The sequence below is a fragment of the Peribacillus sp. YIM B13472 genome, from assembly GCF_042788005.1.
Taxonomy (GTDB): Bacteria; Bacillota; Bacilli; order Bacillales; family DSM-1321; genus Peribacillus; species Peribacillus simplex_E.
On the sequence record NZ_JBHZPG010000006.1, the window covers coordinates 1 to 25,182 of the forward strand.

General features: G+C 42.0%; 30 protein-coding genes. 8 read left to right on the plus strand and 22 right to left on the minus strand.

From position 1 onward, the window contains the following. Positions 1-110: 110 nt before the first annotated feature. The 7 genes from ACFX4I_RS06435 to spoIIM form a co-directional block, all read right to left on the minus strand. Positions 111-1,415 (minus strand): pyrimidine-nucleoside phosphorylase, encoded by a 1,305-nt coding sequence (locus ACFX4I_RS06435; protein ID WP_076365531.1) that lies wholly within the window; start codon positions 1,413-1,415, stop codon positions 111-113. Positions 1,416-1,480: 65 nt separating this feature from the next. Further along, complete coding sequence (locus ACFX4I_RS06440; RefSeq protein WP_377419716.1) at positions 1,481-2,293, minus strand: purine-nucleoside phosphorylase; 813 nt, start codon at positions 2,291-2,293, stop codon at positions 1,481-1,483. After that, complete coding sequence (gene deoB / locus ACFX4I_RS06445; protein WP_230302497.1) at positions 2,294-3,496, minus strand: phosphopentomutase; 1,203 nt, start codon at positions 3,494-3,496, stop codon at positions 2,294-2,296. 301 nt (positions 3,497-3,797) lie between these two features. After that, a complete protein-coding gene (xerD, locus tag ACFX4I_RS06450; protein ID WP_377419718.1) occupies positions 3,798-4,691 on the minus strand; it encodes a site-specific tyrosine recombinase XerD in 894 nt (297 codons plus the stop codon). Positions 4,692-4,696: 5 nt separating this feature from the next. Then, entirely contained in the window at positions 4,697-4,927 is a 231-nt protein-coding gene (locus ACFX4I_RS06455) for a YqzK family protein (RefSeq protein WP_370662551.1), read from the minus strand. Between the two features lie 165 nt (positions 4,928-5,092). Then, positions 5,093-5,542, minus strand: coding sequence for a ferric iron uptake transcriptional regulator (fur, locus tag ACFX4I_RS06460; protein WP_034311309.1), 450 nt, complete (start codon positions 5,540-5,542; stop codon positions 5,093-5,095). 119 nt (positions 5,543-5,661) lie between these two features. Next, positions 5,662-6,309: a stage II sporulation protein M gene (gene spoIIM / locus ACFX4I_RS06465; RefSeq protein ID WP_034308157.1), complete on the minus strand. Its 648-nt coding sequence runs from the start codon at positions 6,307-6,309 to the stop codon at positions 5,662-5,664. 139 nt (positions 6,310-6,448) lie between these two features. On the opposite strand from spoIIM, the gene ACFX4I_RS06470 reads away from it, so the two are divergent. Beyond that, a complete protein-coding gene (locus ACFX4I_RS06470; RefSeq protein WP_377419720.1) occupies positions 6,449-7,012 on the plus strand; it encodes a GNAT family N-acetyltransferase in 564 nt (187 codons plus the stop codon). 36 nt (positions 7,013-7,048) lie between these two features. Here the strand turns inward: ACFX4I_RS06470 and ACFX4I_RS06475 are convergent, their stop codons facing one another. Continuing rightward, positions 7,049-8,230 carry an endonuclease Q family protein gene (locus tag ACFX4I_RS06475; protein ID WP_377419722.1) on the minus strand — a complete coding sequence of 394 codons (1,182 nt, stop codon included), beginning with the start codon at positions 8,228-8,230 and terminating at the stop codon, positions 7,049-7,051. Continuing rightward, positions 8,231-8,782: an NUDIX hydrolase gene (locus tag ACFX4I_RS06480; protein ID WP_230302501.1), complete on the minus strand. Its 552-nt coding sequence runs from the start codon at positions 8,780-8,782 to the stop codon at positions 8,231-8,233. 75 nt (positions 8,783-8,857) lie between these two features. Between ACFX4I_RS06480 and mciZ the strand changes: the two genes are divergently transcribed. The 3 genes from mciZ (at position 8,858) to ACFX4I_RS06495 (ending at position 10,690) form a co-directional block, all read left to right on the plus strand. Then, a complete protein-coding gene (gene mciZ / locus ACFX4I_RS06485; protein WP_076365517.1) occupies positions 8,858-9,019 on the plus strand; it encodes a Z-ring formation inhibitor MciZ in 162 nt (53 codons plus the stop codon). Between the two features lie 55 nt (positions 9,020-9,074). Continuing rightward, positions 9,075-9,983 carry an aldo/keto reductase gene (locus ACFX4I_RS06490; protein ID WP_377419724.1) on the plus strand — a complete coding sequence of 303 codons (909 nt, stop codon included), beginning with the start codon at positions 9,075-9,077 and terminating at the stop codon, positions 9,981-9,983. A gap of 281 nt (positions 9,984-10,264) precedes the next feature. Beyond that, entirely contained in the window at positions 10,265-10,690 is a 426-nt protein-coding gene (locus tag ACFX4I_RS06495; protein ID WP_377419847.1) for an Ohr family peroxiredoxin, read from the plus strand. 44 nt (positions 10,691-10,734) lie between these two features. Here the strand turns inward: ACFX4I_RS06495 and ACFX4I_RS06500 are convergent, their stop codons facing one another. Continuing rightward, positions 10,735-11,172 (minus strand): MarR family winged helix-turn-helix transcriptional regulator, encoded by a 438-nt coding sequence (locus tag ACFX4I_RS06500; protein ID WP_377419726.1) that lies wholly within the window; start codon positions 11,170-11,172, stop codon positions 10,735-10,737. Positions 11,173-11,335: 163 nt separating this feature from the next. Beyond that, the gene (locus tag ACFX4I_RS06505; protein ID WP_098369883.1) at positions 11,336-11,596 is read right to left on the minus strand and encodes a YqkE family protein; all 261 of its coding nucleotides are present in this window, start codon (positions 11,594-11,596) and stop codon (positions 11,336-11,338) included. 131 nt (positions 11,597-11,727) lie between these two features. On the opposite strand from ACFX4I_RS06505, the gene ACFX4I_RS06510 reads away from it, so the two are divergent. Next, positions 11,728-12,627, plus strand: a complete 900-nt coding sequence (locus ACFX4I_RS06510; protein WP_063233135.1) for an alpha/beta hydrolase — start codon at positions 11,728-11,730, stop codon at positions 12,625-12,627. A 41-nt stretch (positions 12,628-12,668) separates the two neighbouring features. On the opposite strand, the gene ACFX4I_RS06515 is transcribed toward ACFX4I_RS06510, so the two are convergent. Genes ACFX4I_RS06515 through ACFX4I_RS06525 form a run of 3 tightly spaced genes read right to left on the minus strand, consistent with a single transcriptional unit; the run spans position 12,669 to position 14,817 of the window. Next, a complete protein-coding gene (locus ACFX4I_RS06515) occupies positions 12,669-13,199 on the minus strand; it encodes an iron-sulfur cluster biosynthesis family protein (protein ID WP_377419728.1) in 531 nt (176 codons plus the stop codon). Next, the gene (locus ACFX4I_RS06520) at positions 13,199-13,531 is read right to left on the minus strand and encodes a YolD-like family protein (protein WP_309518757.1); all 333 of its coding nucleotides are present in this window, start codon (positions 13,529-13,531) and stop codon (positions 13,199-13,201) included. The genes ACFX4I_RS06515 and ACFX4I_RS06520 overlap by 1 nt, the downstream gene beginning before the upstream one ends. Before the next feature lie 26 nt (positions 13,532-13,557). Beyond that, complete coding sequence (locus ACFX4I_RS06525) at positions 13,558-14,817, minus strand: Y-family DNA polymerase (protein ID WP_377419730.1); 1,260 nt, start codon at positions 14,815-14,817, stop codon at positions 13,558-13,560. Between the two features lie 414 nt (positions 14,818-15,231). Here ACFX4I_RS06525 and ACFX4I_RS06530 point away from each other — a divergent pair, with 414 nt between their 5' ends. Beyond that, positions 15,232-15,891 carry a C40 family peptidase gene (locus ACFX4I_RS06530; RefSeq protein WP_063575710.1) on the plus strand — a complete coding sequence of 220 codons (660 nt, stop codon included), beginning with the start codon at positions 15,232-15,234 and terminating at the stop codon, positions 15,889-15,891. Positions 15,892-15,973: 82 nt separating this feature from the next. Here ACFX4I_RS06530 and ACFX4I_RS06535 read toward each other — a convergent pair whose 3' ends face one another. From ACFX4I_RS06535 to ACFX4I_RS06545, 3 genes are all read right to left on the minus strand, one after another. Next, positions 15,974-16,501: a YobA family protein gene (locus ACFX4I_RS06535; RefSeq protein WP_230302505.1), complete on the minus strand. Its 528-nt coding sequence runs from the start codon at positions 16,499-16,501 to the stop codon at positions 15,974-15,976. 160 nt (positions 16,502-16,661) lie between these two features. Then, on the minus strand, positions 16,662-17,453 hold the full coding sequence (locus tag ACFX4I_RS06540) for an SDR family NAD(P)-dependent oxidoreductase (RefSeq protein WP_260397969.1): 792 nt from the start codon (positions 17,451-17,453) through the stop codon (positions 16,662-16,664). Positions 17,454-17,476: 23 nt separating this feature from the next. Beyond that, entirely contained in the window at positions 17,477-18,445 is a 969-nt protein-coding gene (locus ACFX4I_RS06545; protein WP_230302507.1) for an MBL fold metallo-hydrolase, read from the minus strand. Between the two features lie 512 nt (positions 18,446-18,957). Here ACFX4I_RS06545 and proC point away from each other — a divergent pair. Further along, the gene (proC, locus tag ACFX4I_RS06550; protein ID WP_230302508.1) at positions 18,958-19,803 is read left to right on the plus strand and encodes a pyrroline-5-carboxylate reductase; all 846 of its coding nucleotides are present in this window, start codon (positions 18,958-18,960) and stop codon (positions 19,801-19,803) included. A 97-nt stretch (positions 19,804-19,900) separates the two neighbouring features. Here the strand turns inward: proC and ACFX4I_RS06555 are convergent, their stop codons facing one another. Then, positions 19,901-20,332: a VOC family protein gene (locus ACFX4I_RS06555; RefSeq protein ID WP_144526733.1), complete on the minus strand. Its 432-nt coding sequence runs from the start codon at positions 20,330-20,332 to the stop codon at positions 19,901-19,903. 248 nt (positions 20,333-20,580) lie between these two features. On the opposite strand from ACFX4I_RS06555, the gene ACFX4I_RS06560 reads away from it, so the two are divergent. Beyond that, a complete protein-coding gene (locus ACFX4I_RS06560; RefSeq protein WP_098369874.1) occupies positions 20,581-21,132 on the plus strand; it encodes a MerR family transcriptional regulator in 552 nt (183 codons plus the stop codon). A gap of 162 nt (positions 21,133-21,294) precedes the next feature. On the opposite strand, the gene ACFX4I_RS06565 is transcribed toward ACFX4I_RS06560, so the two are convergent. From ACFX4I_RS06565 to ACFX4I_RS06580, 4 genes are all read right to left on the minus strand, one after another. Continuing rightward, positions 21,295-22,089, minus strand: a complete 795-nt coding sequence (locus ACFX4I_RS06565) for an ABC transporter ATP-binding protein (RefSeq protein WP_377419732.1) — start codon at positions 22,087-22,089, stop codon at positions 21,295-21,297. Then, positions 22,064-23,095, minus strand: a complete 1,032-nt coding sequence (locus ACFX4I_RS06570) for an ABC transporter permease (protein ID WP_377419734.1) — start codon at positions 23,093-23,095, stop codon at positions 22,064-22,066. The genes ACFX4I_RS06565 and ACFX4I_RS06570 overlap by 26 nt, the downstream gene beginning before the upstream one ends. A 32-nt stretch (positions 23,096-23,127) precedes the next feature. Then, the gene (locus ACFX4I_RS06575; RefSeq protein ID WP_377419736.1) at positions 23,128-24,123 is read right to left on the minus strand and encodes an ABC transporter substrate-binding protein; all 996 of its coding nucleotides are present in this window, start codon (positions 24,121-24,123) and stop codon (positions 23,128-23,130) included. Between the two features lie 207 nt (positions 24,124-24,330). Further along, positions 24,331-25,149: a squalene/phytoene synthase family protein gene (locus tag ACFX4I_RS06580; protein ID WP_230302512.1), complete on the minus strand. Its 819-nt coding sequence runs from the start codon at positions 25,147-25,149 to the stop codon at positions 24,331-24,333. Positions 25,150-25,182: the final 33 nt, after the last annotated feature.

Genomic DNA, 25,182 nt, shown 5'->3' on the forward strand with positions numbered 1-25,182 from the left:
GTTCCAATCAACGTCCAAATTGTACAAGCCATAAAAATAGACAAACTCGATTTTCATCGAGTTTGTCTACAGTCTGAGGCCGCTCTTGAGCGGCCCTTTTTGGAAAATGTTTATTCCATGATCTCTTTATAGATTAATGTAGGTTTTTCTATTTTCTCTTTTGAAATCGCAATGCTTTCATACAATTTTTCTTTTACCTTTGAAACATCTTCAAAATTGCTGTAAATCGTCACTAGGGATTCACCTTTTGCCACGGTTTCCCCGATTTTTTTACGAAGTACCAGTCCGACTGCCAAATCAATCTCTGATTCTTTTGTTGCCCGCCCGGCGCCTAACAGCATGGCCGCAGTTCCTACCTCATCAGCGATGATTTCCGATACATATCCGTCCTCTTTCGCTTCCAGCTCGAAAGTATGAGCAGCCTGCGGTAGTTTTTCCGGCTGATCTACAACCGAACCATCGCCTCCCTGCGCTTCTAGGAAAACCTTGAATGAGTTAAGTGCAGAACCATCCTTAATCGCATTTTCCAGCAAGGTTCTTGCTTCTTCCAGCGAGCTTGCCTTTTTGGCGAGATATACCATGTGGCTTCCTAGCGTCAAAGAAAGTTCCGTTAAATCTTCCGGTCCCTCTCCTTTAAGCGTATCGATGGCTTCCTTCACTTCTAAAGCATTTCCGATTGCGTAACCCAACGGTTGGCTCATATCGGAAATGACGGCCATCGTGTTTCGTCCCACATTGTTTCCAATGCTAACCATTGCATGCGCCAACTCTTCAGAATCTTCGAGAGTTTTCATGAAAGCGCCCGCTCCCGTTTTAACATCAAGTACGATTGCATCAGCACCAGCGGCGATTTTCTTACTCATGATCGAACCAGCAATCAAACCGATACTGTTAACGGTAGCCGTAACATCGCGCAATGCATATAACTTTTTGTCGGCTGGAGTCAGGTTACCACTTTGTCCAATGACAGCTATCTTATTTTTATTAACAAGTCGAATGAACTCGTCATTTTCTATTTCGACATGAAATCCTTTTACAGACTCCAACTTATCGATCGTTCCGCCTGTATGACCAAGACCGCGTCCTGACATCTTTGCCACTGGAACACCTACAGCAGCAACCAAAGGTCCAAGCACTAGAGTTGTGGTATCACCAACACCGCCTGTTGAATGTTTATCGACCTTAATTCCTTCAATCATCGATAAATCAATTTGATCTCCTGATTCGACCATTGCCATGGTTAGATCAGCACGTTCCTGCTCATTCATGCCTTTGAAATAAACTGCCATTGACCAAGCGCTCATTTGGTAATCCGGAATCGATCCATCGGTAAACCCTTTGATGATGAACTGTATTTCTTCCGTAGTAAGAGCCTTTCCATCACGCTTTTTCTCAATTAAATCTACCATTCTCATATTAGAATCCCCGCTTTTTCAAAGACACCGCTTCTCTTAGGTGTACTTGTATTTTTTTGTTCATTTTATATGTCTTTAACGATAAGCTTAACAAATTCAAGAAAACTGCTTTTCACTTTTTCAGTCGTTTCAATTACCTCTTCATGCGACAAAGGCTGATCAAGAATGCCTGCGGCCATATTTGTAAGGCATGAAATTCCGAGCACCTTCATACCACTATGCCTAGCTACGATAACTTCCGGAACTGTCGACATACCAACTGCATCCCCGCCAAGGATCCTTGCCATTTTCACTTCTGCCGGTGTCTCATAGGTCGGTCCTGTATTGCCGATATAGACACCTTCTTTAATATCCAATCCTAGTGAAGCTGCTATTTTTTTTGCTTGCGTCCGAAGGTCTTTATTATAAGCCTCCGACATATCAGGGAATCTAGGGCCGAAACGCTCTTCATTAGGACCAATCAATGGGTTCGCCCCCATTAGATTAATATGATCCGTAATGAGCATCAAGTCACCTGGTTCATAGCTTTCATTTACGCTTCCGGCAGCATTCGTTACAATTAACCGCTCAACACCAAGTAGTTTCATTACACGTACAGGAAAAGTGACCTTCTCCATGGAGTAACCCTCATAAAAGTGGAAACGTCCTTGCATGGCTACAACTTTTTTACCACTTAAATGTCCAATGACAAGCTGTCCAGCGTGTCCCTCAACAGTAGATACCGGGAATTCCGGGATTTCGTGGTATGGAATAGTTATCGGATTTTCAATTTCATCCGCCAATACTCCAAGACCGGAACCAAGAATCAGCCCTATCTCCGGAGAGCCTTCAATTTTACTTTTTATAAATGACGCAGCAGTCTCTATTTTATTAAACATCTATTTAATCTCCCCTAAATTTAGATCGCCCAATATATTTTTTCCAAAGGCAGGCATCTTCACATCAAAATTAGCAGCGACCGTCGCCCCAATATCAGCAAATGTATCTCTTATCGGGAGTTCGGCACCTTCTGTAAATCGTTTGGAATAAACTAATAATGGTACATATTCACGTGTGTGATCGGTCCCTTCATGGACCGGATCATTCCCGTGATCGGCAGTGATGATCAATAAATCATCCTCTTTCAGTTTATCAAGGACTTCCGGCATCCGAGCATCGAATTCTTCCAATGCCTTTCCGTATCCCTCTGGATCGCGGCGGTGACCGTATAAAGCATCGAAGTCGACTAGATTAAGGAAACTTAACCCTTTGAAATCCTGTTCAACCGTTTGGATTAATTTATCCATTCCATCCATATTGGATACGGTCCTCAATGATTCAGTGACGCCTTCCCCATCAAAGATATCAGAGATCTTCCCGATTGCGAGCACATCATATCCAGAATCTTTCAATTCATCCATTACTGTCCGGTTAAAAGGCTTCAACGCATAATCATGTCGGTTAGGCGTTCTTTTGAAGTTGCCTGGTTCACCTGTGAACGGTCTGGCAATCACGCGTCCAACCTTGAACTCATCAGCCATTGTCACTTCACGGGCAATTTCACAAATCTTATATAATTCGTCTATCGGGACGATATCTTCATGTGCAGCAATCTGTAATACGGAATCAGCTGATGTATAAACGATCAGCGCACCCGTTTTCATATGTTCCTCGCCAAGCCTTTCAATGATTTCCGTGCCGCTTGCCGGGACGTTCCCAATAATTCCCCGACCCATCTTTGCCTCGAGTTCATTGACTAATAATTCCGGAAAACCATCTGGAAATACACGGAACGGAGTCGATATATTCAACCCCATGATTTCCCAATGTCCAGTCATCGTATCTTTTCCTGTAGAGGCTTCCTTCATTTTCGTATAGTATGCGAGAGGTTGCTGAGCTTTATCGATCCCCTTGATTTCACGGATATTGCCTAAACCCAATTTTGCGAGTGTCGGCATGTTCAATCCATTCATTCTTTCTGCGATATGTCCAAGTGTATCCGCCCCTTTATCGCCGAATAAATCTGCATCAGGTGCTTCGCCAATCCCAACTGAATCCATAACTATTACAAATATTCGTTTAAATGCTGAATTCCCTTTCATGAGTCATTCCTCCTAAAATAGTAAATCACTTTTTATACTCTCTATAATACCCTTATTCTGCTCAGTTACTCTTCATTTAAATGAAATCGCGAGAACGTCAGAAGTCTGACCTCTCTACATTGTAAACGATTACCATGATGGAGACAAATAATATATTTCGGAATGAAACAAAGTGCCCCAAGATGCACATTGGAATCATTTGCAGCCCTTATAGCAGTCGAGTACAAACGGAGAAAAAAGGCTGCTCATCCAACTGCCTCGCAGTTAAATTCACAACCTTTTCTATCATTCTACTATTCTTTTAAGCTCGCGGATGGAATTTTGAATATACATCCTTGATCCGTACGTTCGTAATATGTGTATAAATTTGAGTTGTCGAAATATCCGCATGACCAAGCATTTCTTGGACGGCACGTAAATCAGCCCCGTTCATCAATAGATGTGTCGCGAAAGAATGTCTTAATGTATGCGGTGTAATTTCTTTTTCAATTTGTGCCGATTTTACAAGTTTTTTTAGAATCTTCCAAAATCCCTGCCTTGTCAGCCTGTTTCCATGATGATTCAAAAAAAGTGAATCTGTCCTGTGCTTGGGACTGGCCATTTTCTCCCGGGAACTTTCCATATAATGTTCAATTGCACCCAATGCAGTTTGTCCAATCGGAATGATCCTCTCTTTATTTCCTTTCCCTACGCATCGGACAAACCCCATCGATGCATGGACATCACTCACATCCATGGATATCAACTCACTGACACGCATACCCGTCGCATACATCAGTTCTAGCATCGCCTTATCGCGTAAACCGAATTCATCCATTTTCTTCGGGGCTTCCAATAGTGCTTCAACCTCTTCCATGCTTAATACCTTTGGAAGGCTTCGGTCAGGTTTTGGCGTTTCTATATGTATGGACGGATCCTGCTCGGTTACTTTTTCCCTTAGAAGAAATTGATGAAAAGACCGAATGGAAGCTATATGACGCGCCACCGTCTTCGATGATTTCCCTTGATCCTTCAAATGTACGAGAAAATGCAGGATGTTCACCCGCCGTAAATCATTCCAAGCTTCAATGGCTTCAACATCTTTCAGATAGCTCCAATATGATCTTAAGTCACGCTCATACGAGACGAGCGTATTCTTGGCAAGTCCTTTTTCAATGGTTAAAAAATGAATGAAATCCCTAATTTGATTCTCCATATTCATTACTCCCCGTTTAAATAAAACAACATTAAGCGTTCAAGCCATGCATCATCACCCGTATCAACAGCCTTCGATACTTTTACGGCCATGCCTTTCGGTTCATCATAACGATGATAACTTTGATATTCCTGATTTAACCATACCATTCCTATATAAAAAAGAACAGTGAAGCTAACAAAGAGAACCATCACTTTAGCCGTGTGCAAAACAAGCGATAATGATGTTTTCATCATCTTTCCCCTCCCATTCGATCCTTTGTATCAATCTATGCCCAACAGGACAAGTTTTATACGTGTTTCGGAAAGGAGAAAACAAAAACAGCTCTTCCTTGAGAAAATAGGTTTTTAAAATGCAGAAAACCTTCTCCATTAAATGGAAAAGGTCCGACTTCATTCACCTTAATTTTCTTCTTTGTCATGACATCGATGACAAATGCCATGAAAGGTTAATCTATGGTCTTTAATCTTGAAGTTCCAGTCGCGTTCCACAATGTCTTCCACGTCTTCAAGTAGGTCTTCCTGGATCTCATCTACCGCACCACATTCCACACAAACAAGATGATGATGGAAATGCGCAGCTCCTTCTTGCCTTAAATCATAACGGGAAACCCCGTCTCCAAAGTTAATTTTATCTACTATCTTCAATTCAGTCAGCAACTCTAGCGTACGGTAAACTGTTGCCAATCCAATTTCCGGCGACTTTTCTTTGACAAGGAGGTAAACGTCTTCTGCGCTTAAATGATCCTCTTCATGCTCAAGTAAAACGCGGACGGTCGCTTCTCGCTGAGGCGTTAATTTGTAGCTGGACGAGTGTAACTGCTTTTTTATCCTATCAATTCTGTTTTCTATTTCCATACCTAATATTCCCTCCCGCGCCGCTATCCTATCCATTATATCAAAAGAGGGAAAACTGTCAAAATAGATTTCTTGTTAATGATAAAAAAATTTGCGGGAACGGTAAATTTTCATCAATGACCCAATAAACTTACGACATTTTTCATTAAAGAAGGGGATAGGTACGCTTCAAACGCGGCAGCCGTAATCAAAAATAACCCCGATAAAACCAATGAGAAAATATACCGCGAAATTATCGGCTTCAGCGGTTCACGAACCTGCTTTAGGAAAATCCGGCTGATCATTTTCATTGATAGTGAGACGGCAAGGACGGTTATTACGATGAATATCGGGACGATGAATATATTTTGGGGCAGAATGGCGACAAACGATAATAAGAACCCGCTCCATCCCATTTGATTGACTAAAAAGCCGACTGTGAATCCAACAACCATCCCTTTTATAAATAACAAAACCAGGATGACAGGCAAACCGATGACCGATATTCCGAGAATCCAGATGACCCCGATATATTTTATATTATGCATAATACTTTGGCTGAACATATCATGCGAAGATGCAAATTCACCCTTGGATACTTGTCCGAAAAATTGCGATAAATAATAGAACAAGTCTTCCTTTTGGGTAAAGCTCAAACTATTCACCAATATTGCCCCAAAAATGACACCCATCAAAAAAAGCACAGTGATAAAGACATATAATGAGGAATGTTCGTTAATATGTTTCATTACGGCATTTTGTACGACAGATTTTTTTTTCATCTTTCATCCTCCCAACTCCGCTTACTAGAATCTATGTTTTCACTCTCTCATTTATGCTAAGAAAACTTTCCCCATCAGCCGAACACCTTGAACCTAATTCGTGTTATAATTTTCCATATGAATGATATGGAGGCAGGATATGAAAGCTATATTAATGGATTTTCCCGAAAAAATTGAAACCCCACGATTATATCTAAGACCTTGTCAGCCGGGCGATGGCCTGGATCTTTACGAAGCCATTGTCCATTCTAAACCTGAATTGAAACAGCGGCTGCCGTTTGCACATCAAGATGTTTCGTTGGAAACTTCTGAACAGAACGTCCTTAAGTCCTTTGCGGACTTTATTTTAAAAGAGGATATCAGACTCCATATTTATAGGAAAGAAGACGATCAATTCATCGGCTCCACTGGTCTCCACCGAATTAACTGGGATATCCCTAAATTCGAAATTGGCTATTGGATTGATACGAGATACAGTAAACTAGGCTACATAACGGAGGCAGTGGAAAAGTTAACTAAATTTGCCTTTTACCATTATGGCGCAAAACGAGTCGAAATCCGCTGTGACCCTAATAATATTGCCAGCAAACGGATTCCTGAGAGGTTGGGATATACCCTTGAAGGTATTTTGCGTAATGACTGCCTTAGTGCAGACGGCAAGGAAGTGCGGGACACCTCCATTTATGCAAAAACAACAAACTAAAAAAGTCCTGACAGATCTCATCTGTCAGGACTTTTTTCAGGTTAATTCCTTTTTGACCTTTCCGTACTTTCCTCCGCCCCCCACTTCAAAAGAAAGCGTCCCTTTTCTGGCAGAATCGATGTAGCACGCCAATTTTTCAGGAACGATTTCCATGAGCTGTTCAAGCGTAACTTCATGAAGGATATTCATCTCTGTTCCAAATGCCGCCAGCAGTTTTTCCATGGATTTCGGTCCGAGTCCTGGGATGAAATCAAGTGGCACTTGATGGATATACGGCGGCCTTTCCCTTCCTTTTCTTCCGTCCAACTCGGAAATGGAGAGTTCTTCGATCCTGGACGATACCCCTTTAATAATGGATTTATTACCACACTCGGGACATTGTTCATCATCCCTCAATACTTGGTGTAAACACCCTGAACATACGGTTTGATGATACTTTCCCAATAAGGGGTTCAATCCATAATTAACGGCCACCTTACGATTCCCTTTTTCTTTAAGGGCTTTTGCCAGCTCATTGAAACTTGGTTCTTCAAGCAGGACTTTTTGATATTCACGGGCGATTTTCCCAAGCGAATGCGCATCGGAATTTGTCACGAATACATAGGAGTCCAACTCCTCGATATCCTTGACCATTTCTGTATCTGAACTTAAACCAAGTTCGATGGCGTCAATTAGCTTCGGATCGAATACTTCTGTCAGACTGGATCGCACCCCTTTTCCATATAAGCTTTTAAATGGGGTAAAGACATGTGCCGGGATAAACAGGCCGCCCAGTGACTTCACGATCTTTTGCAGCGTTCTTCCATCACAATAAATCCTTTGGGAGCTCAAGGTGATATTTTTAACATGTCCGCTCATCCATGAGGAGAATTCCTTCATCGCTTTTAAAGTGGGAAAATAAGCGAGGACATGGATCGGTCCATTACAATTCTGATCATAAATTTCAATCTCCGAGCCTGGAATGATGGTTGTATTCTTGTATTGAAGTCCGCCTTCAATCTTTTCCGTGATTTCGCCATCAAGAATCCCCGCTTCGATCTCTTCGATAATTTCAGGAGAATGGCAATCGATTATCCCTATTAGATCAAGGCCCTTCCTTTCACTTGCCACTTGCAGCACATTGCTGAAGGTTAACGTTTTAGCACCTGTTATTTTCACGGCCCTTCCGCTTCTCGTTCTGCCTATATGGATATGCAGGTCAGCGTAAAACTCTTTCATTTATGATGTCATCGCCTTTTTCAACTGCAGATACTGAACTGCATATGCCGTTTTGGCATCCTGGATTTTCCCTTCATCCATATAAGTTTGAGCTTCCTCCAACGTGAGTTCAAGCATCTCGACAAATTCATCTTCATCCAGTGGGGCCGCATTTTCTTTCTTTTTCAAATTGTGGGCCATATACAGGTGGACCAATTCATCGGCGAAACCTGGGGATGTATAGAAGGATATGATGTGCTCCATTTTTCCACATTCATAACCTGTCTCCTCTTCCAGCTCCCGTTTAGCCGACAGAACCGGCTCTTCGCCTACTTCCAGCTTTCCTGCAGGAATTTCCACCAAGCTCCTCTCCAGCGCTTTACGGTACTGCTCAACCATGATGATTTTATTGTCTGCCGTGAGAGCTATGATGGCAACCGCCCCCGGATGTTTGATTATTTCACGTTTACCCGTTTTCCCATCTGGAAGCTCTACATCATCCACTTGCAGGCTGATTACCTTTCCCTTGAAGATTTTTTTCGAAGACAGCGTTTTTTCTTCAAATTTTTTCATCCTGACCACTCCTCTGTTCTAATTGCAGCATGATTCCTCATACATTTTACCATAATAGAGATGGAGGGCGATTTAATGAAAGTTTACGTATTGGAAAAAAGCGTTACTTTATCCGGAAAGAGTTGGGAAATCCTTCAAAAACTAAAACAATTACAAAATCAATATGTCTATATCAATGATTGGATTGCCGACATACATGATCAGGTGCCGCCCACGCCTTTAAAACGGATCAAGTGAATCTTTGAGTGAAATGGATTTCTCCTTTACAATGAATGTAAAGGGAGTGGATAACATGAAAAAACGCAGACTAGGAAATTCTGACTTGCTAGTTTCTGAAATCGGGCTCGGATGCATGTCATTGGGGACTGTTGAAAATCAGGCATCCGAAATCATACAGGCCGCTTTAGATGAAGGAATCAATTATTTTGATACTGCTGACTTATATGATTTCGGTATGAATGAAGAAATCGTCGGAAAGAATTTAAAATCGGTCCGCGATAAGGTATACATAGCCACCAAGGTCGGAAACCGCTGGAATGAAAATAAAGATTCCTGGAGCTGGGATCCATCTGGCGCCTATATTAAAACGGCTGTAAAAGATAGCTTAAAGCGATTGGGGACTGATTATATTGATCTTTATCAGTTACATGGCGGCACCATTTCAGACAATATCGGAGAAACGGTAGAAGCATTTGAAGATTTGAAAAAAGAAGGCTATATCCGACATTATGGAATTTCCTCGATTCGTCCGAATGTAATCAAGGAATTCACTGAAAAGTCTGAGCTTGATTCCGTGATGATGCAGTTTAATCTACTCGACCGCCGCCCAGAAGAGTGGCTGTCCCTTTTGGACAACAACCAGATCAGCATTATCGCCCGCGGCCCCCTTGCCAAAGGGCTGCTCAGTGAAAAAATGCTTGAAAAGGCAAATGAGGATGGATACCTTGACTATAGCCATCACGAACTTAAAGATTTGCTTCCGCAAATAAAGGACAAACTTTCTGATAGGAAGTTGAATGAAACGGCACTTCAATATGTATTGTCACATCAAAGCGTCGCTACCGTTGTACCAGGAGCAAGCTCAGTACAGCAGCTCCGTGAGAACTGCCAGGCCGCTAACAGCCCTTCACTGTCCAAAACCGAGTTGGATATCTTGAAGCGGTTAACCAAAGCGAACAAATATGAAAGTCACCGGGAGTAAAAAGAATAGAACTAAACTAAATGTTTCAAAGGAATGCCAGGACAACCTTTAGGCTGCACTATCTCCGTTTAACCAACTTGATAGGCAGCCTTTTTCCGTTCCTTCGTTTTTTTCGTCTTACTGCTTCTATACCGCTTTCAAGTTTCCCATCATTCCAATCCATTTCCAAACCAATTTAACTTCATACCAACGTTTTCCCTTTTTCATTGGACATTCCAAATTAAATATTGTAAAATTCAATTGTGCACAATTAAAAATAAGAAGATAAGGGAGAAAAAATGATGACAAAAACATTATTTACAACGTCTGTAACAGTTGATGGCGGAAGAGAAGGAACGGCAATTTCTGCTGACGGCAACTTCACGGTTGATATTGCAATGCCTGGAACACCTAGGGCTAAACAGATGCCTGAAGCATCTAATCCGGAACAGCTTTTTGCAGCTGGATATGCTGCATGTTTTGATAGTGCTTTGCAATCAGTTGGTAAAATTGAACGCGTTTCTTTCGATTCCAAAGTCACCGCAAGCGTCAGTCTTTTGATGGGTGAGATGCATCAGTACAGCTTGGCTGTAACTTTGGCCGTGAAGGGATCCGGGGTCGACAAGGAGGCATTCGAAACCCTTGTTCATAAAGCGCATCAAATGTGTCCTTATTCAAAAGCAATCAATGGCAATGTGGACGTCGCCTTTGAAATAGATGTAGATTAAATCCGACAAAAAGACGCTTGGGGTCACCAAGCGTCTTTTCTTTGCTAAAATTTCTGTAATGTTTTCAATAGTTGGAGCAGCGAAGCTTTTAAATCCTCAACCACCTTCTTATCATCACCCGACATTGCCGAAATGCGATCGGGAATGAAACAGGCCTCTTCCTGTAAACCAAGTCCCTTTTCCGTCAACTTAATCATGACAGACCGTTCATCTTCAGACGAACGTTCACGGACAATCAAGCCATTCTGCTCCATTCGTTTCAACATGGGGGTAAGCGTTCCTGAGTCGAGGGCAAGGAGCTCCCCTAGTTTTTTTACTGTAAGTGTATCCTGTTCCCATAATAGAAGAAGAACAAGATATTGAGGATATGTCACTTCGAGTTTATCAAGCAGCGGTTTATATTTCTTCGTCATTTCCCTTGAACTTGCATAAAGCAGGAAACATAATTGGTCTTCCAGTACTTTTTCTATTTTACTTTGCATCATATCACCAGCTAATTGTAGTCCATCCGATATGAAAGCATATCGAACTTATCTTTAATATAATCGTTATACTTTATAAAATAAAGGAATATCAGCAAGGAATGGTCTTCCTGAACGGAAAAAGGGAGTCAGCCCTCTTAAAACTTAAACTGCCCCCTGTTCTTCATTTATAGTTCTTCCAGTTCAGATTGCTTTCACCCAATAGTTCTTCGAATGATTTATTCTTCTCCCGACGCTTTCTTTCTTCGCGTTTTTTTTCTTCTTCCGCTGCCCTTTTTTCTTGTTCAGCCTCATTAAGTTCCTTTTGCTTTTGACGAAGCTGGGACATGATATCTTGATTGATCATATCACCAAGTTTCAATGAAGATGAATCTTTATCTTGGTTTTTGCTTTGATTTTGATTTCGCTGCTGTTTCTTTTTCACCCTTAAAACCTCCTGGCCATTTATGAAATTATTATAACACGACTGCCGTTTTCCTCGTCATGGTTTAGCAAACAGTGTTTTCCCATTTCCCTCATGGTAAAATAAAGAAAATCAACCGAGGAGGACATCTCATGAAGAAATGGTGGTTTACACTGGCTGGAATCCTATCGTATATCATCGGTGTCGGCATTTATTTTTCCAATCGGATCATGTACATGAAAAAGAAGGAAGATGATTTTATCCAAAATCGTGAAATCATGGCTAAACGCCTGATCACGGAGGATTTTGATAATCTGCCTAAAACGGAAATTTGGGTATCGTCACCATCCGGATATTCCTTGAAATGCTTGTTTATCGAACCGCATGATACTAATAAATGGGTGGTCATTTCTCATGGCGTGACGGAGAACAAAGTCAATTCGATTAAATACATGAATATTTTTCTTAAGCGGGGCTTCAATGCAATCATTTATGACCACCGCCGGCATGGGGATTCCGGTGGCAAGACGAGCAGTTATGGACATTATGAAAAATTCGACCTGAAGGCCGTAATCGATGAATTGAAAAGACGTAAAGGTCCCGACCTTCATATTGGCATTCATGGAGAATCCATGGGGGCTGTAACCCTGCTTTTATATGCCGGAATGCTTGAAGATGGCGCTGATTTTTACATTGCCGACTGTCCATTTTCAAATTTCGAGGATCAGATCAAACACCAGCTTAAACATGTAGTCCCACTTCCCTCTTGGACCGTGTTTCCGCTTGGGCGTACGTTCATCAAACTCCGTGATGGGTATTGGACCAATGAAGTGTCACCAATCGATTATATGAAAAATATCCGAAACCCTGTGCTCTTCATCCATAGTGAAAATGACAGTTTCATTCCCGCTTCCATGACAGCGGAATTATATGCAGCAAAAGAGGGCCCAAAGCAGCTGTACATCGCTAAAAAAGGGGCCCACGCTCAATCTTATAATGAAAATCCAAAAGAATATGAAGATCAAATCGACCAGTTTCTAAAACTTGTCTGAGAAGCAAAGAGAGGGAATCCAAGATTCCCTCTTTGCTTCATTTAGATTTTATTAAAAAAGCTCATCCTCGGATTTAAGATTTGATTCGGACTTTTTAATTGAAAGCTGTTCGCTTCCGGAACAAAGTCTATTTTCATGACTTCATCAAGAAAAATCATTTTTGATTTCTCCACATATAGAGGAATCCCGTTTGTTTCCACTTTTTCGGTACCTTCTTCAGGTTCGTTGACCCACCATAGCGCGGTCACACCACTTACCACGCAGCCACAGCCATCAGTATCATATTTCAACTGTAAATATCCTTCTTGTCCCTGTACCTTATCGACTATTTTCTCAGCCGCTGTTTCCGTCCATTCAATATACATGATTGCACGCCTCCCGATGTCTTTCCTTTCCCCATTATAAACGATAAAAACGCTTCTGTTAAAGAAACTGCCTGCTTCCTTTTGCAAGATCAGCCACACGAAGACCGTGCTAACAAATGCCGATTCTCTTACGCCCCGCGTGATCCCTTCATCACGATGCCGTTTCGAAAATGAAAGGCTGTCCCTTGGAACAGCCTTTCCGCTCATCATTCCATTATCCTTACATCCGCTATATCGGAAAGCCTGATATAGTGAGCCTGTTGAAACCGATCAACGATATGAAGCTTTTGGGTGGGCTCATTATAATAATGGATCCTGCCGATTAACAGCTGATACCGGTTTCCTTCATAATGAGCAATCGTAACATCCTTTCTTTCCTCCATCGCTTCCCCCATTACCGCATTCATTTCTTCCAGTTGCTGCTCATCCAGGATGCGCTTCGTTTCATAGCCATCCTCCACCACCCAATCCCGCAGCATCTTCACATGCTCCGGTAACATCATCGATGTCCATTTGATACGGCCGCGATCACGAATCATTCTTTTCCCTCCCTTCAAAGTCACCCTTACGCCTTATGCCCACCAAGCAGCCTGCTTCGGTAAACGGCTGTACCCGCTTCCGTATACGAAACCGCACGCAATAACGATTTGGCTCCATATTTATGGCGGATTCGATCAACCGTGTAACTCAATTCCCGCTTCTTCCAGCGCGAAGCATCGAATAAAGTCAGCTGCATTTCGTTATCATCCACAATATTCGAGAGTCTGACCTCTATGCTCCGAACCGTTTTTTGCTTATAGTTCTCATGAAAAAGCTCCAGGCAAACTTTATATAACTCCATCGTAATGTTGGTCGGTTCGCTAATCGAACGCGAACGATGGAAACCTCCGCCAAACTCATCCTTGCTGTAACCAATGCTTAGGCTCACCGTTCTTCCTGCCTTGCGATGGGTGCGTGCCCTTCTTCCAACTTCTTCGCAAATTTCCAGCATGACCTGCTTTACCTCATGCTCCTCCTTATAATCCCGCAGCAGGATTTGACTTTTGCCGAAGCTTACCTGCCCTTCGATGATCGCTGCCCCCATATCTGATAAATCTATTCCCCACGCATGGTGGTAAAGCTGATTGCCCATAATCCCAAACTTCGCTTCAAGTAATTCAAGATCATAATTGGCAAGCTGCCCAACCGTAAATATCCCCATTCCATGAAGGGTTGTTTCAACGCGCCTGCCGATCCCCCACATTTCACGAAGCGGGGAAATCGGCCAAAGTTTGCTTGGCACATCCTCATACTTCCATTCTGCAATCCCTTTATGTTTGGCATCCAAATCAAGGCAAAGTTTTGCCATAAGCATGTTCGGTCCAATTCCAATTGCACAAGGGAGCTGTAATTCGCGTTCGATTTCATCCTTTATCTTTTCAGCTATCATCCGGGCATCTCCCCATAAAGAAGCGGCACCATCGACTTTCACAAAACTTTCGTCCACACTATATACGTGAATCGCTTCTTTGGGCACATAACGGTTGAACAAGCGGATGATTTCCGTCGAAACCCTTAAATAGGTCGCCATTTTAGGTTCAACGACGATAATCCTCGGATCATTGGGGATCTCAAACATCCGCGAACCTGTCTTGATGCCAAATTCCTTCTTCATTTTTGGAGAAGCCGCGAGCACAATGCTCCCTGTCCTCTTCAAATCTCCAACCACCGCCAGATAACAATCAAGCGGGTCCAGACCAAGCATGACTGCTGAACAGCTTGCATAAAAACTTTTCATATCGATACACATAATTGATTGTTTCAGCATCGTCCCATAATCCATCATTTCTTCACCCTAACAAGAATATACGTTCGCTTTTATTATATTCATAACTTTAACCGAATATACGTTCTTATTCAATGGAAGTTTTCATACAAATTTCTACTTTTTATTGTAATTTCCTTGAAAAATATAATTGATACTGAAAATGGATAAAATACCAATTTTAAACTAAACATCCAAATTGTTTTTTTAAAAAGAATCAATTAGTAGCTTGAATAATTTTTAATGGATCCATATGCTCAGTTTTTTAAAATTCGTCCACCCTTTTCAACAGGCTTTCGTCTATTTATAATTCAGTCTTACTGCTCATTTTTTGTAATGAAACTGTAACCAAAATTATGTCTAATTGTCATAATGGTATTGTAGGATAATATTGTTAAGAATAATAGAGAGATAGCTAGAGAGGAAATGAAAATTATGAAGAAATGGATCGCTTCAGCTGCTGTTGCATCTGCCATGATGCTAACCCCACTGCAAGCCTTTGCAAATATTGGAGATCAAACCCTCAGACCCGGTATGACACACAGCGATGTCAAACAACTACAACAACTTTTAAAAACCAAAGGTTATTTCACATATTCAGGTTCACTGACTACATATTACGGCACGTATTCTGTATCTGCAGTAAAAAAATTCCAGAAAGCCAAAGGGTTAACTGTCGATGGAATTGCCGGCCGAGGCACATTTAATGCACTTGGTGTTTATAATGTCAATAATACCAGCCTGATAAGCTATGCAAAAACCTTAATAGGCAAACCTTACAAATGGGGCGGGACGACACCGACTGGATTCGACTGCTCAGGCTTCGTCTATTATGTATTCCAGAAATCGCAAGGAATTACCTTACCGCGTACAACATCATTGCTCTATTCCAATACAGGTTTAAAAGTATCTTCACCAGCTAAGGGTGACCTTGTATTCTTTGATACTTCTTCTGGAAGAACAGGAGTATCCCATGTTGGGATCTATATCGGAAATGGTCAATTCATTAGTGCTACGTCTTCTAAAGGAATAACCATCACGGATATGGATAATTCTTATTGGAAACCAAAATATTTAGGTGCGAAAACTTTATAAAATCAGGACAAGAACTTATTCTTGTGAGCGAATCCCCATAAAACAACCGGACAGAATTCCAAAGTGATTCAGTCCGGTTATTTTATTTTATATATAATATTTCATCCGTTAAATCCTCTACTGTCACCGTGAATGAAGAGTCTAAGTTGGAACGATTCATCATTTCGATATTATAAACATGCTCTGAGGGGAAATGGACGACTTCGAGAACCATGAATCGTTGACTTTCCGCTTTGCTGACATGATCGAGGGCAGCAGTGACAACCCTTTGTTCGGCTAAGCTATTTTCATCCGTCAAAACAAGAATCAGTTCCGCTTTCGCTTTCCCAGGAAATGATTTCTTCACCCCGCCCCGGTGCCATGGCTTCACTTTCATCCCGATTTCCAGATCGGAATAATCGAGGTCATTACCATGTTGATCTTGAATATATGTATCATTGGTCACCTTATAATACGTCCCTTTAATCAAAATCCTTTTATCGTCAAGAGCCGTAATGAAACCTTCTTCCCCCTTATCAATGACTTCATCCATGTTCCATTCAGGGGATTGGCAACTACCCAGAATAAAGGCAACGAATATAGAGATATAAAGGTTCACTATCATCTTCATACAAATCCCTCCTAATAGAAATAGACGGATTCCTCCTGAAATAGTTACCCATTTATTAACATAGAAAACTTCGGTCATTTCAAAAAGGGGAATGTCATCAACATTCCCCTTTGCCTATTATTAGGCCAACTTTCGCCTTTTCCAGTTTCGAAAGTCTAGCCTACTTTTTAAAAAATGCTTTTTTTCCTAATGTTTCGGTGATTTTCGGAAACATGTTATACCATTTCCCGGCTAAATTCATCCAGCCAGGGAGATTGATTTCCCTCTTATTGGTCAGCATCGCCGCTACGATTTTGGCAGCGACATCTCCAGGCTTAAGCATGAATTTTTCAACATTCTTTAAGTATGTACCTGATTCATCCGCAATGTTAAAGAAATTCGTTTCTATGGGGCCAGGATTGACGGTGGTCACAAAAACATGATCTTCCATCAGCTCGAGCCGAAGTGCGTTTGAATAACCAAGAACCGCGAACTTGGTCGAAGAGTACAATGTTGATTTAGGAGTGGCGATTTTACCGGCCTGTGAAGCTATGTTGATGATATGCCCCGCTTTTCTCTGCTTCATATACGGAAGAACCAGCTTTGTGCAGGCCATTAATCCAATGACGTTGACAGCAAACATTGCTTTCGTTTCATTTAATTCCGTATCCTGTGCTTCTTTAAACGTGCCGAAACCAGCATTGTTGACCAATACATCCACTTCTCCTATTTGCGCATGGATGTCATTAAATACATTTGTCACCTGATCAGTATCTGCAACATCAAGCTTATAGGCATATGCATCAATCCCATATTGGGTAATCAGTTCATTCTTTAGCTGTAGTAATTTATCCAGGCTTCTGGCCAAGAGGACGAGACGGGCTCCCTGCTTTGCACTTTGAATGGCAACTTCCTTGCCAATCCCTCCGGAAGCACCGGTAATAACAATAACTTTGCCTTGCAACTTATTCAAAAAAGTGAGCCTCCTTGCGAACATTAAGCGATTGAATACAGAATGACCCCTGATTGGATTTCTGTTTCGACTTCACCCAAGTCTTCTAAATAGTCCAGCTGACCGACCGTTTCCGAAAGTGTCAGGCCCACTTCCTGAAGGTATACTTTCGGAAAAAGCTGCTGACACACTTCAAAGGCCGATAAAGGCCTATCTTGAAGCATGCTTTTCACCTGCATGGCACGGTTGTGCTGCCGCTCGAATCGATATTGAATCAAGTCGGCAACCGCATCTCCTTCCACTTCAGATCCATGTCCAGAGTAAACAGTGGATATGGAAAGATCCAATAATTTCTGAAGTGATGCATTATATTGCAGTAACGGACGAGGCCTTATACCGCCGGGAAGTAAAGGTGGTTCCATTAATGGATTAGGTGAGATCTTGGCAAGCAAGTGATCGCCTGCGATCATGACACCGTCACTTTCCCGGTAAAAAGATAAATGGCTTTGAGCATGCCCTGGAGTCTCGATCACTTTCCAGCCTGGAAGACCAGGGAGCTCATCTCCCTCAGCCAAATATCCATGAAGCTTCCGTTCACTAAGGAAACTGATTTCGTCGCGGTTATGGATCAGTTTATTTTTCAGCTCTTCTGCCACTCCAAACTTTGTGGCATAATCAAGAAAAAAACGATTATGGGTTTCAAGGAATTCATCACTGATAGTCAGCCAGCGCTGATTGTTTTTGTGTCCATAAACCGGGATTTCCTTTTCAAAGAAATCGAGTGCACCAGCATGATCAGGATGATGATGGGTTAAAATGATTTGTTCGATATCAGTCAGTTTCAGACCCAAATCCCCAAGCCCGTTAGTCAGGGCTTCCTTTGATCGTTTTGTTTTCACTCCAGTATCGATTAGCGTTAAAGCATCCCCTTTAACTACATAAACATTCACATCACCCACTGCAAACGGCGTGGGCAAAGCAAGTTTTGCAATATCTCCATTCCAATTCGCCATAATCTTATCCACCTTAGAAAATTATATTTATATAAATCTTTTTATACGCTAAACAGGATTCCTAGTACACTTTTCATGTATAATTACCATTTTACATGTATTTTAAATCACTGTCATTATTTTCACATAATTCATGTCTACTTTTTGTCGTCCTTGCATATATTATCATTGACAGAGTACTGATATATCCTTCATAATCACAAGTAATTAAAGACGGCGTGGCATTGATTAAGGCCAAGTAAATTTATGATGGCGTAAAGAGAGTGAAGCTCGGAAATTGCTGAAAGGCTTCATCGCCCCCTCATTATTGAACCTACCTTATGAGCCTTCAGGAAAACCTGACGTAATTCCCGCGTTAGAGGATTCAAGTGCAGCTTTTCTGTTTATTTGTTATGGAAAAGTTGAACAAAGGTGGTACCACGGAAGCCAGACCTTTCGTCCTTTATTGGATGAGGGGTCTTTTTGTTTTTCAAAAAAAGGCCGAAAATTCAAAAGAAAAAGGAGCGGGAAATATGAAAAAAATCGCGTTTATCGGAGCTGGATCGATGGCAGAAGCAATCATTTCGGGGCTGGTGACCCAACAGGTGATTGAACCAGCAAATATTTTTGTAACAAATAAATCAAATGATGATCGGTTCGATTATTTAAAGAACCAATATGGTGTAACTGCAACAAGATCGCTGCAGCTATTAGTACAGGATGCAAACCTTGTCGTACTGGCGGTGAAACCGAAAGATATTTTAGAAACGATGCAATCAATAAAAGAATACATTCGTGAAGAAATGCTGTTCATTTCCGTTGTTGCCGGGGTTCATACAACAAGCTTGGAAGGAATCGCCAACAAGCGGTTCTCGATCGTCCGTGCCATGCCTAATACATCGGCAGCTGTAGGAAAATCAGCAACGGCCCTTGCGGCTAACTGTCATACGAAAGACTCGCAATTACAAACGGCGATTACCCTTTTTGAAACGGTAGGTACGGTGGCAGTCGTCGACGAAACCCAGCTAGATGCGGTAACAGGCTTATCAGGCAGCGGTCCGGCTTATATTTATTACTTGGTCGAGGCATTGGAAAAATCAGCAGAAAAAATAGGTCTCGATTCCGAAACCGCCAAGCAATTGATTCTCCAGACACTGATGGGTGCGGCCGATATGTTACAGAAATCACCTAAAACGCCTGCCGTACTAAGAAAGGAAGTAACTTCACCAGGCGGAACGACTGAGGCTGGTTTGAAAGCACTTCAAGCACATCAAGTGGAAGAAGCATTCATTGCCTGTGTACAAGAAGCGACAGAGCAATCGAAGCGTATGGGCAATCAAATAAGTAAAGAACTAGCCAAATATGTAGTTTCGCAGTAAGCCGCATGATGATGATCGGCTGTTGCCTGGCCACTCAGGCAACAGCCCTTTTTATGATCCGGACATCTTATAAAGGGTAATCCTTCCGGAGTGAGCGTTACTTGATAATCAGCATATCATTTTCATCGAAACTCCAATCCTTCGAATACGCAACCTCCCAATAGTAACCATCGGGGTCTGAAAAATATCCGCTGTATCCTCCCCAAACAACATCCTGAGGTGATTTCTCGATTGTTCCCCCAGCCTTTTCAGCCTTGTTGATCACATCATCCACTTCTTCAATTGATTTGGCATTATAAGCGAGCGTAAGACCCGGGAAACCCTTTTTCTTAGGCGGTTCTTTCTCATTGATGTCTTTTGCTAGCTCCTCTAAAGGATACAATGCAAGTTTCGTTCCGGCATTATTAAAAAAAACGATTGCAGGTTCGTCCTCTTTAATCGATGTACGGAATCCCAGCCCGTCCCGGTAAAACCTTAATGATTCAGTAATATCCCTGACACCTAAAGTTATAATGTTGATCCTGTTCATACTAGTCCTCCTTTTTCCATGCTTTAAGGGTAAATTCGACATCTGGATCACTTTTCCCTTTATAGCTTGACTGACCATCAGCCACAACATCACAAATGCTTCTTAAAGTTCCTAACAACGCTCAACATTGCTCCTTATGCAAATTACGTAGGAATTCCACTTTCTTTGCCGAATGAATACATGTTTTGTCATCTGTAAAGGAATTCCCTCAAACTTATCGAATTCAACAACCAAAAGGGGGAATCTCGATGAATACAAGTGCAGTTGCCCGGTTACTGAATGTTTCCCATAGTACGATTCAACGCTGGGTCACCCAATTGAACATGGAAGTAGAACGGAATCAGCTTGGCCACTACCAGTTTTCGGATGAAGACATTGCATTATTGAGAAAAATCCAAGATCAGCTGAACGAGGGCATCATTCTCCAAAAGGTCAGCATCTCAGAGAAAAAGATTAGAAAAGCAACCATCCAGAAACACTCCGAACCGGATAAAGAACATGATCAACTGCTAGAACGGGTCACCCGGCTTGAAAATGGTCTGAAAACAAAAGCGGACGATGTTGTATCCTATCAGCTTTTACAGCACAGAAGTGAAATGGAAGAAATGCACAAACTCGTTAAGAAACTCGAAGCCCGTATCGAAGCGTTAGAAACACCAATGGGTCAGCCGTTTGATTATTTCCTCGCGGCTGAAGAAGCTGCTGCCACTAAAAAGACGAAGAAAAAGCCATTCATAAAAATGATTTTTGGAAACAGAAAGAATGATAGTTCATCATGGAGCACAGCCGACAGCGATTAACATCGATTTATCATTCAAGATGGATCATGAGCACCCCACCGATAGCCATTTTTCTTATGCCGAGCATTTCTTCAGTAATAGGACCTGCTCTAATTAATCACCCCAAAAATAAAAAGGCGCGACCCAAGGATCAATCTCGCCTGGGTCGGGCCTTTTCTCATCTTAAATCAACACTGCACGGTCATTGAGGATTTTTTCCCCTTTGATGCGCTGGAATTCGTTAAGCAGTTTTTCAACGGTAAGCTGCTGCTTTTCAGCACCTCTTGCTTCAAAAATGATTTGTCCTTTATCCATCATGATCAAGGAATTTCCAAGATCGATTGCCTGCTGCATATTGTGAGTCACCATCAACGTCGTTAGCTTGTTCTTTTCGACGATTTCCTTCGTCAGATTTGTAACAAGCTCTGCCCTGGAAGGATCGAGAGCGGCAGTATGTTCATCAAGAAGCAGGATTTTAGGATCGGTGAAGGTCGCCATCAACAATGATAATGCCTGGCGCTCCCCTCCTGATAATAATCCCACTTTTGCAGTCATCCGATTTTCCAAACCTAAATGAAGGGTACCCAAACATTCTTTAAAAAGCTCTTTCCGTTTTTTTGTCACCCCGAAGCCTAAACCTCTTCTATTGGTTCTGCCATAGGCGATCGCCATATTTTCTTCAATTGTCATATGTGGTGCCGTACCAAGCATGGGGTCCTGAAAAACGCGGCCAATCATTTTAGCACGGGCATGTTCCTCAATAGCCGACACGTTTTCCCCATCAATGAAGACTTCACCGGCATCAGGGAGAATTTTGCCGGATATCATGTTCATCAGCGTCGATTTACCTGCTCCATTACTCCCGATGACTGTTACAAATTCGCCTTTTGTCATCTGCAGTTCCAGATTCCCAAGGGCTAGCTTTTCATCTGGTGTCCCTTCATTGAAGACCTTATAAATCTGATTTAACTGAAGCATATCCTTCTCCCCCTTTCGATAAAGTCTCACCATGGCGCATCTGTATTTCTTTGAGACGCCTTTTCTTTCGGCTTTTCTCTTTTTGTTTATCGGTAATTTTCGGAATGACAAGTGCCCCGACCACAATAAGTGCCGTAATTAATTTAACATCACCTGTTTCAAGGAATTCCACGCGAAGTGCCAATGTTACGACAATTCGGTAAATGATCGCTCCCCCAATGACCGCAAGTGTCGCACGTGCAATCGTTTTTGAGCCAAATAATGCTTCGCCAATTATGACGGATGCCAATCCGATGACGATGATTCCAATCCCCATGCCAATATCGCTAAACCCGTTATATTGGGCAACCAACGATCCCGAAAAAGCCACAAGTGCATTTCCGATTGCAAGTCCCAGGATCTTCATGTTGCCTGTATGGGCGGAAAAACTCTTGACCATTGCTTCATTATCACCCGTCGCACGTAAAGCAAGACCGATTTCCGTTTTTAAAAAAGCTGACATTCCAGCTTGAATGATTAAAGCTACAAGCAACATAATAATTAGTATGGCCCACGTTTTTGGCAAGCTATCACCGAGGCCCACGATCGATAAAAGACCATTCAACATATTGTCCAGGCCAGTGCCAGCCCAGGCATCCTGGATATTCGTGATAATGGTCGTTTGAGAAAGCAACGGAATGTTAGATGCACCCATGATCCTTAAATTGATGGAATAGAGGGCAATCATCATTAAGATACCTGCCAGGAGTGGATTGATTTTTCCTTTCGTATGCAGGAATCCCGTAATTGTCCCAGCAATGAAACCTGCCAACATGGCACAAAACGTGGCTATGACTGGCGAGAAACCGTTTACGATCATAATGGCGGCCACAGAGGCCCCTGTCACAAAACTGCCTTCCACTGTCATATCCGGGAAGTCGAGAATCCTGAATGTTAAATAGACACCTAGTGCCATGATCGCATAAATCATTCCCGACTCAAAAGAGTTGAATAAAGCTGAGAACATTTTTTTCTTCCTTCCCCGAACAAAAGCAGAGTTTATTTTACAAACTCAGCATCTGCTTTCCATTCTTCTTTTATTTCAACACCCATATCTTTTGCTGCCTTTTCATTGATGACCAATTTCAGTTTTTGTGGATATTGAACTGCGATATCTCCAGGCTTTTTGCCATCCTTCAAGATTTCAACCGCTTTTTGCCCCGCTTCATAACCGATATCATAGTAACTGAAGCCATATGCTGCAAAACCACCAGCATTCACGGAATCAAGCTCACCAACAAACAATGGGATATCTTTATCATTTGCCACCGAAATGACCGATTCCAGTGCGGAGACAACGGTATTATCAGTAATGATATAGAAAGCATCGGCTTTTCCGATTAATGATTCCGTTGCCTGTTTAACCTCGGCAGAAGTGGAGACAGATGCTTCCACGACTTTCAATCCCGCTTTTTTCGCTTCCGCTTTCACGTTTTTTATTTGGACGACGGAATTTTGCTCCCCTGTATTATAAACGGTCCCAATTGTCTTGGCGCCAATTTCTTCTGCCAGGAATTTCATTGATTTGGCAATGGCTTCAGGATGGGAATCCGTCGTACCCGTCACATTTCCGCCTGGCTTATCCAAAGATGTAACGAGCTCCGCCGCTACAGGATCGGTAACCGATGTAAAAACGATTGGTATATCCTTTGTCGCATTCAAAGCGCTAAGAGCACTAGGAGTAGAATTGGCAAAGATTAAATCCACTTTATCCCCAACAAAGTTATTGGCGATCGTTTGACTGTTATTTTGGTCACCCTGTGCAATTTGAAGATCATATTTGGCATTGATGTCACTATCCTTCAATGCCGCCTGGAATCCTTCATAAGCCTGATCCAGCGAATCATGCTGAACGATTTGTGTTACCCCAATGTTGAAGGTATCCTTTTTGCTGTCACCCTTTGCCGCATCTTTTTCCTTGTCATTTCCACACCCAGCCAATAATAACCCTGCGACCAATGTCATAGCTGCAGTTGAATATAATTTCTTTTTCATATTTTCCCCCCGCTTTTTTCTTATTTAAGATTAGGTTTTTTCTAGCGACGTCAACTTTTTCGCTTTTATTTCCTAAATTATAATCGTTTAGTCCCAATTATTCCAATATATTTTTTAACTTTTTAGAATTTTTCGAGTTCTGAATGTAAAACATGAAAAAAGCTGCTGTGAAAGGTATGGTATCTTTCACAGCAGCTTTATGAAAAATCAGTGTTCGACAACCTGGCTGACAATTTCGGTAACTGTAGTACGATCGATTTTTTCTTTGCCTTCTTTCAGGGCTTTCAATGTGGCTTTTGCCAATTCCAAGGGTATTTTACAGAAGTGGATGATCTCTTTCGTTTCAATCTCTCCAATGTATGCATCGGCTAATGCAAGATTATGTTCCGTATGGGCAAGCATCTCGTCGAAACCCCAGCCATCCGGATAAAAGTTTACACCGCGTTCTGCATCTTCCTCACGGTTACGAAGGATATTGACCGTTTGAAGACCACGGCCAAATGCGACGGCAAGTTCACGGTCCGTTTCGGTTCCATCGTACCAATTCCACATATCAGACAGCATGACCCCCACTAAACCTGCAACATAATATGTGTAATCATCGAGTTCCTCTTCATTATGGATTTGCCAGTCCTTCGTAACCCATTTTGCCATGCCTTCGGCCATTTCCTTTGTCGACTCCAAGACTTTGTCTTTTGCACCGGGAGGACAAAATTCAATCCAGTCCGAAAGAAACAGGGTCACCTCGGGAAGATCATCCTTATATGGTTCAAATAACGATTGAAGGTCTTCTTCCCTGAAATCCGCATCAAGCAGCTCACTAAGAGCCTGTAAAAGGGAAACCTTAATATCTGCAGGAAGACCTGGGTGGTCCTCGATCTCATCGATGGCGCGCATGCAAAGGTACGCAGCTCCAATAGCCTCTTTTAATCCCTTTGGAAGATAGCTGATTGGAATGAAAAAAGTACGGCTTGTTTTTAGGAGAAAATCCATTGCTTTAGTATGTAGGTCACTTTTGTCAGTCATATTTACACTCCTTTAAATATCCAATGAATAATT

Bases quoted from the DNA above. Each gene is read 5' to 3' on its own strand.
- ACFX4I_RS06435 (WP_076365531.1), bottom strand. From the start codon at position 1,415: ATGAGAATGGTAGATTTAATTGAGAAAAAGCGTGATGGAAAGGCTCTT.
- ACFX4I_RS06440 (WP_377419716.1), bottom strand. From the start codon at position 2,293: ATGTTTAATAAAATAGAGACTGCTGCGTCATTTATAAAAAGTAAAATT.
- deoB (WP_230302497.1), bottom strand. From the start codon at position 3,496: ATGAAAGGGAATTCAGCATTTAAACGAATATTTGTAATAGTTATGGAT.
- xerD (WP_377419718.1), bottom strand. From the start codon at position 4,691: ATGGAGAATCAAATTAGGGATTTCATTCATTTTTTAACCATTGAAAAA.
- ACFX4I_RS06455 (WP_370662551.1), bottom strand. From the start codon at position 4,927: ATGATGAAAACATCATTATCGCTTGTTTTGCACACGGCTAAAGTGATG.
- spoIIM (WP_034308157.1), bottom strand. From the start codon at position 6,309: ATGAAAAAAAAATCTGTCGTACAAAATGCCGTAATGAAACATATTAAC.
- ACFX4I_RS06470 (WP_377419720.1), top strand. From the start codon at position 6,449: ATGAAAGCTATATTAATGGATTTTCCCGAAAAAATTGAAACCCCACGA.
- ACFX4I_RS06475 (WP_377419722.1), bottom strand. From the start codon at position 8,230: ATGAAAGAGTTTTACGCTGACCTGCATATCCATATAGGCAGAACGAGA.
- ACFX4I_RS06480 (WP_230302501.1), bottom strand. From the start codon at position 8,782: ATGAAAAAATTTGAAGAAAAAACGCTGTCTTCGAAAAAAATCTTCAAG.
- mciZ (WP_076365517.1), top strand. From the start codon at position 8,858: ATGAAAGTTTACGTATTGGAAAAAAGCGTTACTTTATCCGGAAAGAGT.
- ACFX4I_RS06490 (WP_377419724.1), top strand. From the start codon at position 9,075: ATGAAAAAACGCAGACTAGGAAATTCTGACTTGCTAGTTTCTGAAATC.
- ACFX4I_RS06495 (WP_377419847.1), top strand. From the start codon at position 10,265: ATGACAAAAACATTATTTACAACGTCTGTAACAGTTGATGGCGGAAGA.
- ACFX4I_RS06500 (WP_377419726.1), bottom strand. From the start codon at position 11,172: ATGCAAAGTAAAATAGAAAAAGTACTGGAAGACCAATTATGTTTCCTG.
- ACFX4I_RS06510 (WP_063233135.1), top strand. From the start codon at position 11,728: ATGAAGAAATGGTGGTTTACACTGGCTGGAATCCTATCGTATATCATC.
- ACFX4I_RS06515 (WP_377419728.1), bottom strand. From the start codon at position 13,199: ATGAGCGGAAAGGCTGTTCCAAGGGACAGCCTTTCATTTTCGAAACGG.
- ACFX4I_RS06520 (WP_309518757.1), bottom strand. From the start codon at position 13,531: ATGATTCGTGATCGCGGCCGTATCAAATGGACATCGATGATGTTACCG.
- ACFX4I_RS06525 (WP_377419730.1), bottom strand. From the start codon at position 14,817: ATGATGGATTATGGGACGATGCTGAAACAATCAATTATGTGTATCGAT.
- ACFX4I_RS06530 (WP_063575710.1), top strand. From the start codon at position 15,232: ATGAAGAAATGGATCGCTTCAGCTGCTGTTGCATCTGCCATGATGCTA.
- ACFX4I_RS06535 (WP_230302505.1), bottom strand. From the start codon at position 16,501: ATGAAGATGATAGTGAACCTTTATATCTCTATATTCGTTGCCTTTATT.
- ACFX4I_RS06545 (WP_230302507.1), bottom strand. From the start codon at position 18,445: ATGGCGAATTGGAATGGAGATATTGCAAAACTTGCTTTGCCCACGCCG.
- proC (WP_230302508.1), top strand. From the start codon at position 18,958: ATGAAAAAAATCGCGTTTATCGGAGCTGGATCGATGGCAGAAGCAATC.
- ACFX4I_RS06555 (WP_144526733.1), bottom strand. From the start codon at position 20,332: ATGAACAGGATCAACATTATAACTTTAGGTGTCAGGGATATTACTGAA.
- ACFX4I_RS06560 (WP_098369874.1), top strand. From the start codon at position 20,581: ATGAATACAAGTGCAGTTGCCCGGTTACTGAATGTTTCCCATAGTACG.
- ACFX4I_RS06565 (WP_377419732.1), bottom strand. From the start codon at position 22,089: ATGCTTCAGTTAAATCAGATTTATAAGGTCTTCAATGAAGGGACACCA.
- ACFX4I_RS06570 (WP_377419734.1), bottom strand. From the start codon at position 23,095: ATGTTCTCAGCTTTATTCAACTCTTTTGAGTCGGGAATGATTTATGCG.
- ACFX4I_RS06575 (WP_377419736.1), bottom strand. From the start codon at position 24,123: ATGAAAAAGAAATTATATTCAACTGCAGCTATGACATTGGTCGCAGGG.
- ACFX4I_RS06580 (WP_230302512.1), bottom strand. From the start codon at position 25,149: ATGACTGACAAAAGTGACCTACATACTAAAGCAATGGATTTTCTCCTA.